Annotated in this window: 19 protein-coding genes; 12 read left to right on the top strand and 7 right to left on the bottom strand. The window is 65.3% G+C overall.

Annotated features, from left to right (window positions below; all coding sequences use genetic code 11):
• Positions 1-37 precede the first annotated feature (37 nt).
• Both CFB82_RS09785 and CFB82_RS09780 read left to right on the top strand, forming a co-directional pair.
• Entirely contained in the window at positions 38-829 is a 792-nt protein-coding gene (locus tag CFB82_RS09785) for a YhfC family intramembrane metalloprotease (protein ID WP_089484017.1), read from the top strand.
• Positions 830-842: 13 nt separating this feature from the next.
• A complete protein-coding gene (locus CFB82_RS09780) occupies positions 843-1205 on the top strand; it encodes a DUF3022 domain-containing protein (protein ID WP_089484016.1) in 363 nt (120 codons plus the stop codon).
• A gap of 33 nt (positions 1206-1238) precedes the next feature.
• Here the strand turns inward: CFB82_RS09780 and CFB82_RS09775 are convergent, their stop codons facing one another.
• Complete coding sequence (locus tag CFB82_RS09775; protein WP_069248035.1) at positions 1239-1670, bottom strand: PGDYG domain-containing protein; 432 nt, start codon at positions 1668-1670, stop codon at positions 1239-1241.
• A gap of 130 nt (positions 1671-1800) precedes the next feature.
• A complete protein-coding gene (locus CFB82_RS09770) occupies positions 1801-2346 on the bottom strand; it encodes a Spy/CpxP family protein refolding chaperone (protein ID WP_089484015.1) in 546 nt (181 codons plus the stop codon).
• A 255-nt stretch (positions 2347-2601) separates the two neighbouring features.
• On the opposite strand from CFB82_RS09770, the gene CFB82_RS09765 reads away from it, so the two are divergent.
• Together CFB82_RS09765 and CFB82_RS09760 are read left to right on the top strand one after the other, a co-directional pair.
• Positions 2602-3066, top strand: a complete 465-nt coding sequence (locus CFB82_RS09765; protein ID WP_006481526.1) for an Lrp/AsnC family transcriptional regulator — start codon at positions 2602-2604, stop codon at positions 3064-3066.
• 510 nt (positions 3067-3576) lie between these two features.
• Positions 3577-4677 carry a saccharopine dehydrogenase family protein gene (locus CFB82_RS09760; RefSeq protein ID WP_039357959.1) on the top strand — a complete coding sequence of 367 codons (1101 nt, stop codon included), beginning with the start codon at positions 3577-3579 and terminating at the stop codon, positions 4675-4677.
• Between the two features lie 96 nt (positions 4678-4773).
• On the opposite strand, the gene CFB82_RS09755 is transcribed toward CFB82_RS09760, so the two are convergent.
• A complete protein-coding gene (locus CFB82_RS09755; protein WP_089484014.1) occupies positions 4774-5391 on the bottom strand; it encodes an AAA family ATPase in 618 nt (205 codons plus the stop codon).
• Positions 5388-5534, bottom strand: a complete 147-nt coding sequence (cydX, locus tag CFB82_RS09750; RefSeq protein ID WP_089484013.1) for a cytochrome bd-I oxidase subunit CydX — start codon at positions 5532-5534, stop codon at positions 5388-5390. The genes CFB82_RS09755 and cydX overlap by 4 nt, the downstream gene beginning before the upstream one ends.
• A 177-nt stretch (positions 5535-5711) precedes the next feature.
• On the opposite strand from cydX, the gene corA reads away from it, so the two are divergent.
• Complete coding sequence (gene corA / locus CFB82_RS09745) at positions 5712-6689, top strand: magnesium/cobalt transporter CorA (protein WP_089484012.1); 978 nt, start codon at positions 5712-5714, stop codon at positions 6687-6689.
• 7 nt (positions 6690-6696) lie between these two features.
• Here corA and CFB82_RS09740 read toward each other — a convergent pair whose 3' ends face one another.
• Both CFB82_RS09740 and CFB82_RS09735 read right to left on the bottom strand, forming a co-directional pair.
• Positions 6697-6990 (bottom strand): YciI-like protein, encoded by a 294-nt coding sequence (locus CFB82_RS09740; protein ID WP_069248031.1) that lies wholly within the window; start codon positions 6988-6990, stop codon positions 6697-6699.
• A 222-nt stretch (positions 6991-7212) separates the two neighbouring features.
• Positions 7213-7701: an adenosine-specific kinase gene (locus CFB82_RS09735; RefSeq protein WP_089484011.1), complete on the bottom strand. Its 489-nt coding sequence runs from the start codon at positions 7699-7701 to the stop codon at positions 7213-7215.
• Positions 7702-7846: 145 nt separating this feature from the next.
• On the opposite strand from CFB82_RS09735, the gene CFB82_RS09730 reads away from it, so the two are divergent.
• Positions 7847-8824, top strand: a complete 978-nt coding sequence (locus CFB82_RS09730) for a cysteine synthase A (protein ID WP_089484060.1) — start codon at positions 7847-7849, stop codon at positions 8822-8824.
• A gap of 137 nt (positions 8825-8961) precedes the next feature.
• Positions 8962-9447: an aminoacyl-tRNA deacylase gene (locus CFB82_RS09725; RefSeq protein WP_031401741.1), complete on the top strand. Its 486-nt coding sequence runs from the start codon at positions 8962-8964 to the stop codon at positions 9445-9447.
• 587 nt (positions 9448-10034) lie between these two features.
• Here the strand turns inward: CFB82_RS09725 and CFB82_RS42050 are convergent.
• Entirely contained in the window at positions 10035-10277 is a 243-nt protein-coding gene (locus CFB82_RS42050) for a hypothetical protein (RefSeq protein ID WP_143750892.1), read from the bottom strand.
• On the opposite strand from CFB82_RS42050, the gene CFB82_RS09720 reads away from it, so the two are divergent.
• The 5 genes from CFB82_RS09720 (at position 10276) to CFB82_RS09700 (ending at position 14187) form a co-directional block, all read left to right on the top strand.
• Positions 10276-10974 carry an energy transducer TonB gene (locus CFB82_RS09720; protein ID WP_089484059.1) on the top strand — a complete coding sequence of 233 codons (699 nt, stop codon included), beginning with the start codon at positions 10276-10278 and terminating at the stop codon, positions 10972-10974. The genes CFB82_RS42050 and CFB82_RS09720 overlap by 2 nt on opposite strands.
• Positions 10975-11060: 86 nt before the next feature.
• Positions 11061-11978: a MotA/TolQ/ExbB proton channel family protein gene (locus CFB82_RS09715; RefSeq protein WP_089484010.1), complete on the top strand. Its 918-nt coding sequence runs from the start codon at positions 11061-11063 to the stop codon at positions 11976-11978.
• A 20-nt stretch (positions 11979-11998) separates the two neighbouring features.
• On the top strand, positions 11999-12421 hold the full coding sequence (locus tag CFB82_RS09710; RefSeq protein WP_011352158.1) for an ExbD/TolR family protein: 423 nt from the start codon (positions 11999-12001) through the stop codon (positions 12419-12421).
• A 127-nt stretch (positions 12422-12548) separates the two neighbouring features.
• A complete protein-coding gene (locus CFB82_RS09705) occupies positions 12549-12980 on the top strand; it encodes an ExbD/TolR family protein (RefSeq protein ID WP_069248029.1) in 432 nt (143 codons plus the stop codon).
• Positions 12981-12996: 16 nt separating this feature from the next.
• Complete coding sequence (locus tag CFB82_RS09700) at positions 12997-14187, top strand: tetratricopeptide repeat protein (RefSeq protein WP_089484009.1); 1191 nt, start codon at positions 12997-12999, stop codon at positions 14185-14187.
• Positions 14188-14319: the final 132 nt, after the last annotated feature.

Genomic DNA, 14319 nt, shown 5'->3' with positions numbered 1-14319 from the left:
CAGCGCGTCAGGTGCGCTGCCCCGAACAAGGAAATACATGACTGTCGCTCCCGTCACGCTGGCGGTGCTGATCGCCGCCACGCTGATCATCGCGCTCCTGCCGCTCGTCCTCTACCGATTCCTGCGCAAGCCGCTGGCGCTGAACCGCCGCGACACGATCGTCGGCGTGGCCGTCTTCACGCTGTTTGCGATGATCCTCGAACGCGCGTTCCACGGGCTCGTGCTGAGCCAGACGCCGCCGGATGGCTGGCTCACACAGCCGCTCGCGTTCGTCGCGTACAGCGCGCTCGCAACGGCCGTATTCGAGGAAGTCGGCCGCTATCTCGGGATGCGTTTCCTGAATCGGCGCTATGGCCCGTCGCCGGCCGGCGACAGCCGCGGAATCGGCTACGGGATCGGTCACGGTGGCGCCGAAGCATGGTTCATCGGCGTACTCGTATGGGGCCAGTGGTCGTATCTCGCGTGGCTCGCGAGCCGCGGCCAGCTCGAGACGCAGCTCGCCGACCTGCCGGGCGATACCGTCGTGCGCCTGCACGTGATGCTTGCGACGCTGTCGGCGCAGTCGATGCTGCTGTTGCTGCTCGAACGCTGCACGGCATTCGTGCTGCAGCTTGCACTGTCGGTGCTGGTCTGGCGCGGCGTGCGCGCCGGCCGCGCGGGCGTGTTGCCGCTCGCGATCGTGCTGCATGCGCTGGCGGCCGCGCCGGCGTTGCTGTACCAGGTGCGCGTGCTGCCGGCCGGCTGGGTCGAGGCCGTGTATTTCGTGCTCGCCGCGATCCTGGTCGTCGTGCTGATGAAGGCATGCCGGCCGTCGCAATCGGCAGCCTGACGGGAGAGACGGGATGGATGACTATCTGATCGAATGCCAGAGCGCGGAATTCGACGCGCTCGCACGCGTGATCTGCGATCTCTTTCCGGAGCAGACGCGTTTCGCCGAAAACAGCGACGCACGCGGGCGGTTCCTGTCCGTGCAGTGGCTCGCGATGCGTTTCGGCTCGGCGCCGAAGCGGATGACGCTCGATATCCGGATCGTGCCGGCCGCGCTCGCGCGCTACCTGGCGCTCAAGCCGATGCAGCGGGCACGCAGCCATGCGGTGCTGCATGCGTATACGGAAGCGATGCTCGGGTCGCTCGAGGAGCGTCACGCGGCCGGCGAGGCCGTCGAGCGCGACACTGAACTCGTACTCGACGAAGACTTTGCGTGACCGTTCGCGCCGGCGCCATGCCGGCGCGCTGCATTACGCGTCGCGGTAGACCTGCGCGAAGCGCTGCGCCTGCACGACACCGTAGTCGCCGGGCGCGTACTGCATCACCCAGTCGCCGGCGACGCCACGCAGCGTGTCGCCGTTTTCCGAGCGGGCGATCGTGAACGGCTCGTCCATCCGGCGGGCGAGCACGACGGCCGGCCGGTTCCGGTAGGCGCCCGGTTCACCGTGTGCGCGTGCCGGATCGGCGGGCAGGTATTTGGCGTCGAAGCGCGCGCGTGACACGACCCAGCGGTCGCCGGTCGAGCCCGTGATCAGCGCGTCGCCCGCCACATAGCGGTTCGGGCCTTCGAGGCTCATCAGTTCGCCGTCGGCCTCCGCGAAGGCAACGGCGACGGTTTCGTCCTTGACGACGCGACGGGCCTGCGGATCGGTACGCAGGTCGAGGTGCTTGAGTTCGAGCATGGCGGGGAAGGGCGGGAAAGCGGTAAAAGCCGGGAGCTTATCCCGAATCCGGCGCGCCGTGTGACGCGCCGGTCGCCTGGCGCGGCGCCGTGCGGCCCGGACGGGCGGTACGGCGCCGGCAGGGAGGGCGTCAGGGCTGCGCGGGGGCGCTGGCGGCCGGCGCGGCTGCTGCCTTGCCTTCCTTGCCCTTCGTCTTGCCCTTGCGCTCGCCGTCGTGGTGCAGCCAGCTGCGGAACGTCGTGTCGGCCAGCGCCTTCTGGTCGGCCGGGAAGCTCTCGTAGAGCGGTGCGAAGGCGTCGGCGAGCTTCTTCGCGCCGTCGGCGTTCGCCTGCGACAGTTCCGCGTACTGCTTCATGTCGTCGAGTGCGGACACGTCGTGCTTGGCCATCCGTTCGCGATAGAGGCGGCCCATCGTGTCGCCGTTGTCGCGCATCGTATCGGCGAACGTCTTCCACTGCGGTTCCTGCGCCGACGTGATCTTCAACTGGTCGTGCAGGTACTTGATGCGCTGCTCGACGCGCGCTTCGTGGCGCGCCGCGCGCTGCTCGGCGGTCGGGGCCGATGCCGCGGCCGTCGTTGCGGGGGCCTGGGCGGGGGCCTGCGGCTGCGCCGGGGTTTGCGCGAACGCGCTGGCTGCAACGACGAGCGTAGCGAGGGTGAGCGAGATTTTCTTCATGGTTGGCTCTCCGGGGTGGTGTCTTGCGAGCGGGCGCGGCGGCAACTGCCGCAAGCGCGTTTCTCGCGTCGCCTGCTATTAGTAGCACGTTGAATGCGGTGCAGCAGTGAATGCGACACTTGCTTACATCCGATACGAATCGAAATTGAAAGGTTCTGGCCGGATCATGGCGGTGCCGTTTGGGTGGGCCGGCGTTCGGCGCTATCATCGCGTCACCTTCCACTCAGCCGGCGCGTCGTACCCCGGCCCAGCCTCATGCGTCCACCCCGCCTCGACCAACTCGACGATCTCGACCGGCAATTGGTCGCGCTGCTGCAGGCCGATGCGCGCGCCAGCGTCGCGGATCTCGCGCGCCAGCTCGACGTCGCGCGCACGACGGTCGTCGCCCGCATCGCGCGGCTCGAACGCACCAACGTGATCGCCGGCTACAGCGTCCGGCTCGGGCAGGACGTGCTCGACGCGAGCATTTACGCGTACGTCGGCATCATCCTCACGCCGAAGTTCGGCAAGGACGTGTTGCGCAAGCTCGACCGGATGCCCGAGGTGCAGCTGCTGTGCGCGGTGAGCGGCGAGTACGACTACGTCGCCTGGCTGCGCGCCGATTCGCCCGAACGGCTCAACGACCTGCTCGACCAGATCGGCACGCTCGAAGGTGTCGAACGCACGACGACGTCGATCATCCTGTCGCGCAAGATCGATCGCGGGACGATCGGCGGCTGACGGGCCGCGCGCGGCCCCGCGCATGATCGATCGCGCGAGCGCATTTGCTGCGCAAGATTTCTTTCCTTGGCGTATGCGGTGGTTTGCGCACGTCGCCATCACACGCGCCATGTGTTCGCGCTCGACGCCACGGCGTTTCATGACGGGCTCGGGCGATAACGCTTCCTCCGCTTCCTCCGCGTCGTCCGACACTGCTCCGCGGTATCCCCTTGCTCGTCTGCATCGACCGGCTCGCCGAACCTGGCGCGCGTGTGGTTCGCTCGTCCTGCACTGCATGGTTGATCTTCCCGGCTGTCATCGAGAGCGCAGCCCGAGGCAGCGCGTTTGCGCCAACGCCGATACACGATTTTTAGACGAATTGGTCGTTATGACGAAATGTATCGTCGGAACGTCGAAATTATCGGTCGTTTCGCATCATTCTTCGTCTTGGAACTGATTTTGCGCGTCCCTACACTGTGTTCATGGCTCAACGCCGTTCACAACACCAACCCATCTTCAGGAGATAAGCGCATGAAAATCGCCATCGTCGGCGCAGGTCTGATCGGCCACACCATTGCTCACATGCTGCGTGAAACGGGCGACTACGAAGTCGTCGCGTTCGACCGTGATGCGGATGCGCTTGCGAAGCTGTCGCGCGAAGGCATCGCGACGCAACGGGTCGATTCGGCCGATGCAAACGCGATTCGCGAAGCCGTGAAGGGCTTCGATGCGCTCGTCAACGCGCTGCCTTACTACCTCGCGGTCAACGTGGCCGCCGCCGCGAAGGCTGCCGGCGTCCACTACTTCGACCTGACCGAAGACGTGCGCGCGACCCACGCGATCCGCGAACTGGCCGAAGGCTCCGACCGTGCGTTCATGCCGCAGTGCGGCCTCGCGCCGGGCTTCATCGGTCTCGCCGCACACGAACTGGTGAACGGCTTCAGCGAAGTGCGCGACGTGAAGATGCGCGTCGGCGCGCTGCCCGAGTATCCGACCAACGCGCTGAAGTACAACCTGACGTGGAGCGTCGACGGCCTGATCAACGAATACTGCCAGCCGTGCGAAGCGATCCGCGACGGCCGCAAGCAGTGGGTGCAGCCGCTCGAAGGCCTCGAGCACTTCTCGCTCGACGGTACCGAATACGAAGCGTTCAACACGTCGGGCGGCCTCGGCACGCTGTGCGAGACGCTGTCGGGCAAGGTCGAGACGCTCGACTACAAGTCGGTGCGCTATCCGGGCCACCGCGATCTCGTGCAGTTCCTGCTCGAAGACCTGCGCCTGTCGACCGACCGCGACACGCTGAAGTCGATCATGCGCCGCGCGGTGCCGTCGACGAAGCAGGACGTCGTGCTCGTGTTCATCACGGTGACGGGCGTGAAGGACGGCCAGCTGGTGCAGGACGTGTTCACGCGCAAGATCTTCGCGAAGGACGTGTGCGGGATGCACATGAGCGCGATCCAGATCACGACGGCCGGCGCGATGTGCGCGGTGCTGGATCTGTTCCGCGAAAAGAAGCTGCCGCAGAGCGGTTTCATCCCGCAGGAAAAGGTGTCGCTGAAGGCGTTCCTGTCGAACCGCTTCGGCAAGCTGTACGAAGGCGGCACGATGGAGCGCGTGCACGAAGTGGCCTGACCACCCGTCAGCCTCTGGCACGAGGGCCGTACGACGCCGGGAGCGCAGCAGCGCTTCCGGCGTTGTTTTTTGCGGGTGACGAAAAAGAGGCGCCGGTCAGGCCGGCAGCGGCGGGACGATCGTGGCCGCCGACGGGGGCGGCGCGATGCGGTACAGCAAGGTATCGACGTCGGCTTCGGACGGCGCGGTGTTGTCGAACATCACGATACCGTCGCATTCGTGGCCGGTCGGCACGAAGCGGCGCTGCCGGTATTCATCCCAGTGCGCGAGCTTGTATGCGTCGTTCGGGTTGCCGCGCGCGATGATCCGCTGGTGCGCGACGTCTTCCGACGTGTGGACCCAGACGACCGTCAGCTTGACGTCGGGCGCGATGCCGAGCCACGCGCGATCGAGAATGCGGCGATCGCGCACTTCGCGCGACAGCGGGCCGACCACGAGCGCGCCGATGCCGAGCGCGAGATTTTCACGGGCCGTGTCGAGCAGGCCCTGGTATTCGGGATCGCGCAGGTGCTTCAAGTAGAGCGGGCTGTCGCGGTCGTTCGGATTCTCGGTGAGCGCGCCCATCGCGGCCGAGCTGTAGCGGCCGTACAGCGTGTCCTTGTCGAGCAGGCAGAAGGCCTCGCCGGTCGCGCGCATCAGCGGCCCGATGAGCCGCTTCGCGAGCGTGGTCTTGCCGGTGCCGGCGTGACCGCAGAAGAACACCAGATGCGTCACGAAGCCTTGCCTCCCGAGCGCGGGCCCGACGCGCCGCTGCGCTTGTCGCCGCGCGAGAAGACTTCCGCTTCCAGCCACATCGCGTTGATGATGCCGAAGCCGAGCGCCACGCCGATGCCGAGTATCCACGAGAAATACCACATGGGTCTGTCTCCTTGACGGTTGGGCCGCACGGCCGTGCGGCTGGGGGCGAAGTGTCCGGGTGCGCATGCTGCGGCGCACGCAGCCCGATCATGACCAATATCGCCGTGCCGCGCAAGACGGGCCGCCCGCGCAGCAAACCGGTAAACTGATGCGCAAACCGCAACGTCACGAACACCATGCTGATCAACTGTGCTGCATACCAGGACGGCCGCAAGCTGGCCGACATCGATATCGACGCCATCAGCGACTACGTGTCGAAGCCCGAGTGCTTCGTGTGGGTCGCGCTGAAGGATCCGACACCCGAGGAACTCGACCTGATGGGCGAGGAATTCGGGCTGCACGAACTGGCGCTCGAGGATGCCCGCAAGGGGCATCAGCGACCGAAGATCGAGGAGTACGGCGATTCGCTGTTCGCGGTGCTGCATACGGTCGAGCTGGACGACGACGATGAATTCAATGTCGGCGAGCTGAACGTGTTCGTCGGCCCGAACTACGTGCTGTCGATCCGCAACCATACCGAGCACGATTTTCGCGACGTGCGCAAGCGCTGCGAGCGCGAGCCGCATCTGCTCCAGGAAGGTTCGGCATTCGTGTTCTACGCGCTGATGGACCAGGTCGTCGACCGCTATTTCCCGATCCTCGAAACACTCGGCACCGAACTCGAGGAACTCGAGGACCGCATCTTCGCGAAGGCCACGCCCGCTTCCTCGCGCGCGATCATCGAGGATCTCTATTCGCTGAAGCGCCGGCTCGTGATGCTGTACCAGCACACGGCGCCGCTGATCGAGCCGCTGGCGAAGCTCACCGGCGGGCGCATTCCGCAAATCTGCAGCGGTATGGAGCCGTACTTTCGCGACGTGTACGACCATCTGCAGCGGATCGTGAAGACGATCGAAGGGCGGCGCGAGATGGTGGTCACGGCGATCCAGGTCAATCTCGGGATGATCTCGCTGGCCGAGAACGAGGTGACGAAGCGGCTCGGCTCGTTCGCCGCGCTGTTCGCGATCCCGACGATGATCGCCGGCATCTACGGGATGAACTTCGCGAACATGCCCGAATTGCACCTGAAATACGGCTTCTACGGCTGCATCGCCGTGATGGTCGTGGCCGACTTCGCGCTGTGGTGGCGATTCAAGCGGGCAGGGTGGCTGTAGTCTCGCTTCACGCGCGGGGCGGCGCGTGCTTGCCGACCACGACCCGCCACGGACGCACGCGCCACGATTTCACGAGGCCGTTCTGCACGTACGGATCGGCGCGCGCGAACGACTCGGCCGCCTCCGGCGAATCCCCTTCGAACACGAGCACGGCCTGGTCGGCCGGGTCCGACAGCGCGCCGGCGAGCACGAGTTCGCCGCGCTCGGTCGCAGCCTGCGCAAGCGCGAGGTGCTGGGCGCGGAACGGTTCGCGACGGGACAGGTAATCGTCGACGAGTTCGTAGGTCAACTGGTAATACATGGCGGCTCCGGGAAGATTCGCGGCGGCCGGTGCGTCAGCGCGCCGTCAGTCAGTCTGCTGCGGGCAGTATAGGGCAGGCGGACAGCGGTGACACGACGCGCAGGGCGGCGCGCTTCTGTAGTCATAAACGCAACTAACGGTCTGAGCGTCGCCCGTCCTGAAATCCCAGCCGCAACGCGCCTTCCATGCAGCCAGGTCTACAGGCCGCGGGCGGGGGCATCCCTACGCCTTGTAGCCGATCGTGCGCAGCAGGTCCTTGCGCCAGCGGATGTCGTCGTCATTTTCGACACCGAGCGGCCCAAAGCCGTCGACGACGCCGACGATCCCGCGTCCTTGTGCGGTTTCCGCGACGATCACCTCGGTCGGGTTCGCGGTCGCGCAATAGATCCGGCAGACTTCCGGCACCGCCTTGATCGCGTTGAGTACGTTGACCGGAAAGTATCCGTCGCCGAGGAACACGATGAACGCGTGACCGGCGCCGATCGCGCTGGCGTTGCGGCATGCAAGGTCGACGAGCGCGGCATCGGTGCCGGAGTGGCGCACCAGCCGCTTGCCCGACGCCTCGCAGAATGCGAGCCCGAAGCGGATGCCGGGCACGGTGCCGACCAGTGCCTCGTGGATGTCCTCGACGGACTTGATGAAATGCGACTGGCCGAGGATGAAGTTCACGGTCTCGGGCTTGTCGACGGCAACGGTTTGCAGTTGCAGCATGGCGGACCTCGTCTCGCGATGCGGCGCGTGCGCCGCAATGGGCACTTCAAGCTTAATACGCGGCGTCCGGCGACGAAAGCCGCGAGGGCGGCCTATCCTTCGTTGTGTGTGGCGCGTGCGCTGCACGACGGCAACGGAGGAAGACATGGACGTGCGACAAGGCTTCGTCGACTGCGTGGGGCGCACGCCGCTGATTCGCTTGACGAAGCTCAGCGCCGAGACGGGCTGCGAGATCCTGGGCAAGGCGGAATTCATGAATCCGGGCGGGTCGGTGAAGGACCGCGCGGCACTCTACATCATCCGCGACGCCGAGCGGCGCGGCGTGCTGACGCCCGGCGGCACCGTGGTCGAGGGCACCGCGGGCAACACCGGTATCGGTCTGGCGCATATCTGCGCGGCGCGCGGCTATCGCTGCGTGATCGTGATTCCCGACACGCAATCGCCGGACAAGATGGCGATCCTGCGCACGCTCGGCGCCGAGGTGCGCCCGGTGCCGGCGGCGCCCTACCGTGACCCGAACAACTATCAGAAGATTGCCGGGCGGCTCGCGGACGAGCTCGACAACGCGGTGTGGGCCAATCAGTTCGACAACGTCGTCAATCGCCAGGCGCACTACGAGACGACCGGGCCCGAGATCTGGCGCGATACGGCGGGCACGATCGATGCATTCGTATGCTCGACCGGGACGGGCGGCACGCTGGCAGGCGTGAGCCGTTACCTGAAGGAGCAGAATCCGAACGTCCGGATCGTGCTGGCCGACCCGCACGGCAGCGGGCTCTACGGTTACGTGAAAACGGGCGACCTCGCCGCGGAGGGCAGTTCGATCACCGAAGGCATCGGATCGACGCGCGTCACGATGAACTTTGCGGACACGCCGATCGACGACGCCGTGCGGATCGACGATCAGCAGTGCGTGACGATGGTCTACCGGTTACTGCGCGAGGAGGGGCTGTACGTGGGCGGATCGAGCGGCATCAACGTCGCGGCGGCGGTCTGGCTGGCCCGACGGATGGGCCCGGGGCACACGATCGTGACCTTGCTGTGCGACCGTGGCGACATCTATCGCACGCGGCTGTTCAATCGGGAATGGCTGCGCGAAAAGGGACTGGACCCAGGGGGCTAAACCCGGGGGACCGAACGCGGGAGTCGAGTCCGTGCAACGGCGGGCGAGGCGAGGTTTTCCATCCGCCGGAATGCGACCTATGCTGAACGAATCCGGAGCGAACGCCGTTCGCCCGTTTCGCCCAGACGAGGTGTGCCATGCCTGTGTCAGCCACCCTGCAGGATTGCCTGCGTCAGAAGTCATCGCGGTACGAAGTGGTGTACCACCCCTATAGCCATACGAGCATGGAGACGGCCGCCGCCGCGCATATTCCCGGCGATCGCCTCGCGAAAACCGTGCTCCTCGAAGACGACGAAGGCTACGTCGCCGCCGTATTGCCGACCACGCACGCCGTGCGCCTGTCGGATCTCTGGGTGAAGACGGGACGCCATCTCGTGCTTGCCCGGGAGGTCGAGCTGCGCGAGCTGTTCAAGGATTGCGACATGGGCGCGTTGCCGCCGGTGTGCATGGCGTACGGCATGAAGACGTTTCTCGAGGAACGTCTCGCGCAGCAGCCGGAAGTCTATTTTGAAGCCGGCGACCACGAAGCACTGATCCACATGATGCAGGACGAATTCCTGATGCTGATGGAGACGGCCGAGCGCGCGCATTTCTCGCACAAGATGCAGGGCATGCACTCCTGACGCGCGCGGCGCAAGGGTGCTGGTCGATGCCCGGGTGACAGGGTCGAGTGTCCGGGCAGGGGTTGTGTCGTTGCATAGTTAATTCGGTATGCGAAGTTATTGTGATGGATTTTCTTATGGAAATATCGACTTGAATGTTGAATCGCATTCCGAATTAACCGTTCGGATATCAGTGATGCGTCGGATGTTTCGAGGAAGCAGTGTCGGCTGGCGTGATGTGGCCGAGCAGCGCATCGCGTCACCGATGCGGACGTTGACGAGGGAAGGGCACGCACCATCCCGGCCGCTTCCATGGCGGCTGGTTTCGATGCGGGGCAGGAAATATGCCGATATGTATGTCGGAACAAATTAGTATCCGTTTCCGCATATATCCATACAGTTCAATTACCGTTTTTATAATAAATGTTTCATTTGTGCTTACCGGAATATTATTTGAATAAACCCTCCAAACTTTGTATTCGGGCATCAAATAAAGTTTGACGTCAAAATTTTTTCCTTGCTATCTTCTGCACCCAAGTGAACGGCGCCATTGACATCACCGCGTAACGAATGACCAATCGTCAGACGAAATACGAGGTGCCGCCCGCTCAGCTGACAATTGCCTGAACGTGCAGGCGCGTGGTTTTCCGGTTGTAAAGCCGGGTCGCGCCGGCCGGAACGATTCCGTGAAAAAGAATGAATTGGAATTCGAATGTGATTCTTTCAATTCGGATTGCTAATTGAATTTGAAATGAAATGTTCGGGTAGTTGCGGTGGCGATGCCGACCTGGCTTCGCCGCCGGCAGCGATCCGAAACTGGGCGAATCGCTTGGGGGATGGATGGTGGGCATGAAAGTCGAAGAACGTCTGGTTACGTCGAACAGCGGACTGGCTACGCTGGGCCGTCCGCGAGAGTTCGGCAAGAAGCAACAGAATCCGGTACGCCGGTTCGGCGGCATCGGAATCGTGCTGGTGCTGCATGCCGTGTTGATCTACGCGCTGCTCAACGGCCTCGCGACGAAAGTCGTGCAGGTGATCCAGCACCCGATCGAAACCCGCATCATCGAACCGGTCAAGCCGCCGCCGCCACCGCCGATGCCCGTGGTCAAGCTCCCCCCGCCGAAATTCGCGCCGCCGCCGCCGCCGTTCATCCCGCCGCCGGAAGTGCCGGTGCAGGCGCCGCCGCAGGCGACGATCACGCACCAGTCGGCCCCGGTACCGTCCGCGCCGGCCGTGCAGGCGCCGGTCGTGGCGCCTCCCGCGCCGGCCAAGCCCGTCAGCCATGACGTGGGTGTCGTCTGCCCGAATTCGGACACGCTTCGCGCGTCGATCCAGTATCCGAAAGAAGCGCAGGAAAACAACATCACGGGCGACGTGACGATCGAATTCGTCGTGGATGCGGAAGGGAACATCACGAACGAGCGCGTGGCGCAGTCGGCTGATCCGATCCTCGATCGTGCTGCCTTCAACACCGTGAAGCGCTTCAAGTGCGTCGCGCAGGGCCAGTCGGTACGGGTCCAGGTTCCGTTCTCGTTCAATCTGAATTGATGCAGTGGGCGGCCCGGCGCAAACCGGGCCGGCGAAAACCATCTCGAACTGATGTATTAAGTTCACCGAAATAACTGGAGTGGGGTATGACGAAGCGTTCACTGGCCGCGCTGGCGGCAAGCATCCTGATGTCCGTCGCCGCAATCGACGGGTTCGTTGCACCGCAGCTCGCCCACGCGCAGGCAAGCGGTGCGGCCGGCACGTTGACGCAGGCCGCGGCGCCGTCGGCCGCACCGGCCCCGGCTCCGGCCGCTGCCGAGCCGGCTCCGCCGCCTGCACCGGCCGCGACGGAAGCGGTCGAGAATCCGTACGGGCTCGGCGCGCTATGGAAGAACGGCGACTTCGTCGCCCGGTTCGTGCTGATCCTGCTGGTGATCATGTCGATGGGCAGCTGGTACATCATGATCACGAAGTTCCTGGAGCAGTTGCGCGCCAATCGCCGCGCGAAGCTGGCGGATGCGCAGCTCTGGACCGCGCCGTCGCTGGCCGAGGGCGCCAAGCTGCTCGACGAGGCATCGCCGTTCCGGTTCATCGCCGAAACGGCGATCGAGGCCGGCGAGCATCATGAAGACGCGCTGCTGGAAGCGGTGGACCGCAACACGTGGATCGACGTCTCGGTCGAGCGCTCGATCACGAACGTGTCGAACCGGATGCAGGACGGGCTCGCCTTCCTGGCCACGGTGGGCTCCACCGCGCCGTTCGTCGGGCTGTTCGGCACGGTCTGGGGGATTTATCACGCGCTGACGGCCATCGGCATCGCCGGGCAGGCGTCGATCGACAAGGTCGCGGGCCCGGTGGGCGAGGCGCTCATCATGACCGCGATCGGCCTCGCCGTCGCGGTGCCGGCGGTGCTCGGCTACAACTTCCTGGTCCGGCGCAACAAGTCGGTGATGGAGCGGGTGCGCAACTTCGGCGCGCAGCTGCACACGGTGCTGCTGGCCGGCAATCGGCGACCGGTACGCGCGTCGTCATCGTCGCCGGCCGCTGCGTCGCTCGCGAACTGATCGGCTGACGGAGACGCGCGATGGCCATGAACGTCGGGCAGGACGATAGCGACGAGGTGATCGCCAACATCAACACGACGCCGCTCGTCGACGTGATGCTGGTGTTGCTGATCATCTTCCTGATCACGATTCCGGTCGTGACGCACACGATCCAGCTTCAGTTGCCGAAGGAGACGGTGCAGCCGCTGCAGACGACGCCGAAGAGCATCGAGATCGCGGTGAACCGCGACGGCGATTTCTTCTGGGGCGAGCAGTTGGTGGATGCACAGACGCTGCTCGCGAAACTGAAGGGCGTGTCGCAGCAGCAGCCGCAGCCGAGCGTCCACGTGCGGGGCGATCAGAACACGCGCTACGAGTTCATCGGCCGGGTGGTCACGATGTGCGAGCGCGCGGGGATCGCGAAGCTGTCGTTCATTACGGAACCGCCGGCGCGCGGGGGATAGTCGCACGGCGGAATCGTGGTGGAGCAAGGGGCTGGCGACAAGCGTTGAAGCGCTGACGCCGGTCGACCGCGAAGCATGGGATCCACGTAAGCGCTAAAGCGCTAACGCTGGCCGACAGGAGTCGACGATGGGAATGAATGTGCCTTCGGGCGGGAGCAATGCCGAACCGGAAGTGATGGTCGATATCAACACCACGCCGCTGATCGACGTGATGCTGGTGTTGCTGATCATGCTGATCATCACGATCCCGATTCAGATGCATTCGGTGAAGATGGACCTGCCGGTCGGTAATCCGCCGCCGCCGGCCGCGCCGCCGGAAATCGTGCAGATCGACATCGATTTCGACGGCACGACGACGTGGAATGGCGCACCGGTGCCGGACCGTGCGGCGCTCGAGTCGAAACTGACCCAGGTGGCGGCGGAACCCGTGCAGGCGGAGATCCATCTGCGCCCCAACAAGCTGGTGCCGTACAAGGACGTGGCCGCCGTGCTCGCCTCCGCGCAACGCGTGGGCGCGACCAAGATCGGCCTGATCGGTAACGAACAGTTCATGCAATGACGACACGGACGAGCCGATGAACCAGCGACGATGGAAACGGATGATGGCGGTGACGACGCTCGGCGCGGCGGCCCTGCTCGGCCGCCCGGCGCTGCCGGCGGACGTGCTGCGGCCGGACGTGGCGAAGCCGTTGGCGGCTGCACAGGAGCTGTACCGGGCGCACAAGTATCGCGACGCGCTGGGCAAGATCGCCCAGGCGGCCGCCGTGCCGAACCGGACGCCGTACGAAACGACCATGGTGGAAGAAATGCGCGGCGCGGCAGCGATGGCGGCCGGCGACTCGGCCACGGCCGCGCAGGCGTACGAGAGCGTGCTGAACTCGGGGCGGCTCTCGGGCGACAACGAGCAGCGGACCACGGCGGCGCTGGCCGGCATCTACTTCCAGCAGAAGAACTACCCGCTGGCGATCCGCGTCGCGCAGCGCTACCTGAAGGCGGGTGGCTCGGATCCGGAAATGCGCACGCTGCTCACGCAGTCTTACTACCTGTCGAACGATTGCGCACCGCTCGTGAGCCAGTTGAAAGCGAGCACCGACGCGCAGGCGAACGGCGGACACGCACCGGATGAAGGGCAGTTGCAGATGCTGGCGACCTGCGCGCAGAAAGTGAAGGACGGCAACGCATATCGCGCTGCGCTCGGGCTGCTGGTGGCCTACCACCCGAGCCCCGCGTACTGGGACGAAATGGTCACGGCCATTCGCGGCAACCCCGGTTATCTGCCGTCGCTCGACCTCGACATCTACCGGTTGCGCCGCGCAACGGGCTCGCTGTCGACCGCCAATGCGTACATGGAAATGACGCAGCTCGCGCTGGTGGCGGGGTCGCCCGCCGAGGGCAAGCAGGTGATCGACCAGGGGTTCGCATCCGGCGTACTCGGCAAGGACGCGCAGGCGGATCGCGAGAAGCGGCTGCAGGCGCTCGCGGCGAAGCGCGCGCAATCGGGCGGAGACGCCACGACGCCGGCAGCGCCGATCGACGCGGGCATGAACCTCGTCTTCGAGGGCCATGCGCAGCAGGGGCTGCCGATGATGGAGCAGGCGATCGCGAAGGGCGGTCTCGAACATCCCGATGCGGCGCGGCTGCGGCTCGGCGAGGCGTATTACGTGGCCGGCCAGAAAGCGCGTGCAGTCCAGGTGCTGCGCACGGTCAAGGGCACCGACGGTTCCGGTGACCTCGCGCGGCTCTGGACGGTGGTCGCCTCCCGGTAACGCAACGGAAGTTGCACGGCCGCGCGCAACGCGGGCGCGGTCGGCAAGCGGTGTGCCGCCGCGATCGCACCGATGCACGACGGGCAGGCCAGCCAAAGGAAAGGGGCAACCTTGTTAATTAGTAAACCGAAT

It is taken from the genome of Burkholderia sp. HI2714, assembly GCF_002223085.1.
In the GTDB taxonomy this organism is placed as follows: Bacteria; Pseudomonadota; Gammaproteobacteria; order Burkholderiales; family Burkholderiaceae; genus Burkholderia; species Burkholderia lata_D.
This window is presented reverse-complemented; position numbering and strand designations above follow the sequence as displayed.

Excerpts from the sequence above, each read along its gene's own strand:
- CFB82_RS09730 (WP_089484060.1), top strand. The coding sequence starts at position 7,847 with ATGGACGTGCGACAAGGCTTCGTCGACTGCGTGGGGCGCACGCCGCTG.
- CFB82_RS09760 (WP_039357959.1), top strand. The coding sequence starts at position 3,577 with ATGAAAATCGCCATCGTCGGCGCAGGTCTGATCGGCCACACCATTGCT.
- corA (WP_089484012.1), top strand. The coding sequence starts at position 5,712 with ATGCTGATCAACTGTGCTGCATACCAGGACGGCCGCAAGCTGGCCGAC.
- CFB82_RS09710 (WP_011352158.1), top strand. The coding sequence starts at position 11,999 with ATGGCCATGAACGTCGGGCAGGACGATAGCGACGAGGTGATCGCCAAC.
- CFB82_RS09780 (WP_089484016.1), top strand. The coding sequence starts at position 843 with ATGGATGACTATCTGATCGAATGCCAGAGCGCGGAATTCGACGCGCTC.
- CFB82_RS42050 (WP_143750892.1), bottom strand. The coding sequence starts at position 10,277 with ATGCCCACCATCCATCCCCCAAGCGATTCGCCCAGTTTCGGATCGCTG.
- CFB82_RS09765 (WP_006481526.1), top strand. The coding sequence starts at position 2,602 with ATGCGTCCACCCCGCCTCGACCAACTCGACGATCTCGACCGGCAATTG.
- CFB82_RS09725 (WP_031401741.1), top strand. The coding sequence starts at position 8,962 with ATGCCTGTGTCAGCCACCCTGCAGGATTGCCTGCGTCAGAAGTCATCG.
- CFB82_RS09740 (WP_069248031.1), bottom strand. The coding sequence starts at position 6,990 with ATGTATTACCAGTTGACCTACGAACTCGTCGACGATTACCTGTCCCGT.
- CFB82_RS09785 (WP_089484017.1), top strand. The coding sequence starts at position 38 with ATGACTGTCGCTCCCGTCACGCTGGCGGTGCTGATCGCCGCCACGCTG.
- CFB82_RS09775 (WP_069248035.1), bottom strand. The coding sequence starts at position 1,670 with ATGCTCGAACTCAAGCACCTCGACCTGCGTACCGATCCGCAGGCCCGT.
- cydX (WP_089484013.1), bottom strand. The coding sequence starts at position 5,534 with ATGTGGTATTTCTCGTGGATACTCGGCATCGGCGTGGCGCTCGGCTTC.
- CFB82_RS09705 (WP_069248029.1), top strand. The coding sequence starts at position 12,549 with ATGGGAATGAATGTGCCTTCGGGCGGGAGCAATGCCGAACCGGAAGTG.
- CFB82_RS09715 (WP_089484010.1), top strand. The coding sequence starts at position 11,061 with ATGACGAAGCGTTCACTGGCCGCGCTGGCGGCAAGCATCCTGATGTCC.
- CFB82_RS09720 (WP_089484059.1), top strand. The coding sequence starts at position 10,276 with ATGAAAGTCGAAGAACGTCTGGTTACGTCGAACAGCGGACTGGCTACG.
- CFB82_RS09770 (WP_089484015.1), bottom strand. The coding sequence starts at position 2,346 with ATGAAGAAAATCTCGCTCACCCTCGCTACGCTCGTCGTTGCAGCCAGC.
- CFB82_RS09700 (WP_089484009.1), top strand. The coding sequence starts at position 12,997 with ATGAACCAGCGACGATGGAAACGGATGATGGCGGTGACGACGCTCGGC.
- CFB82_RS09735 (WP_089484011.1), bottom strand. The coding sequence starts at position 7,701 with ATGCTGCAACTGCAAACCGTTGCCGTCGACAAGCCCGAGACCGTGAAC.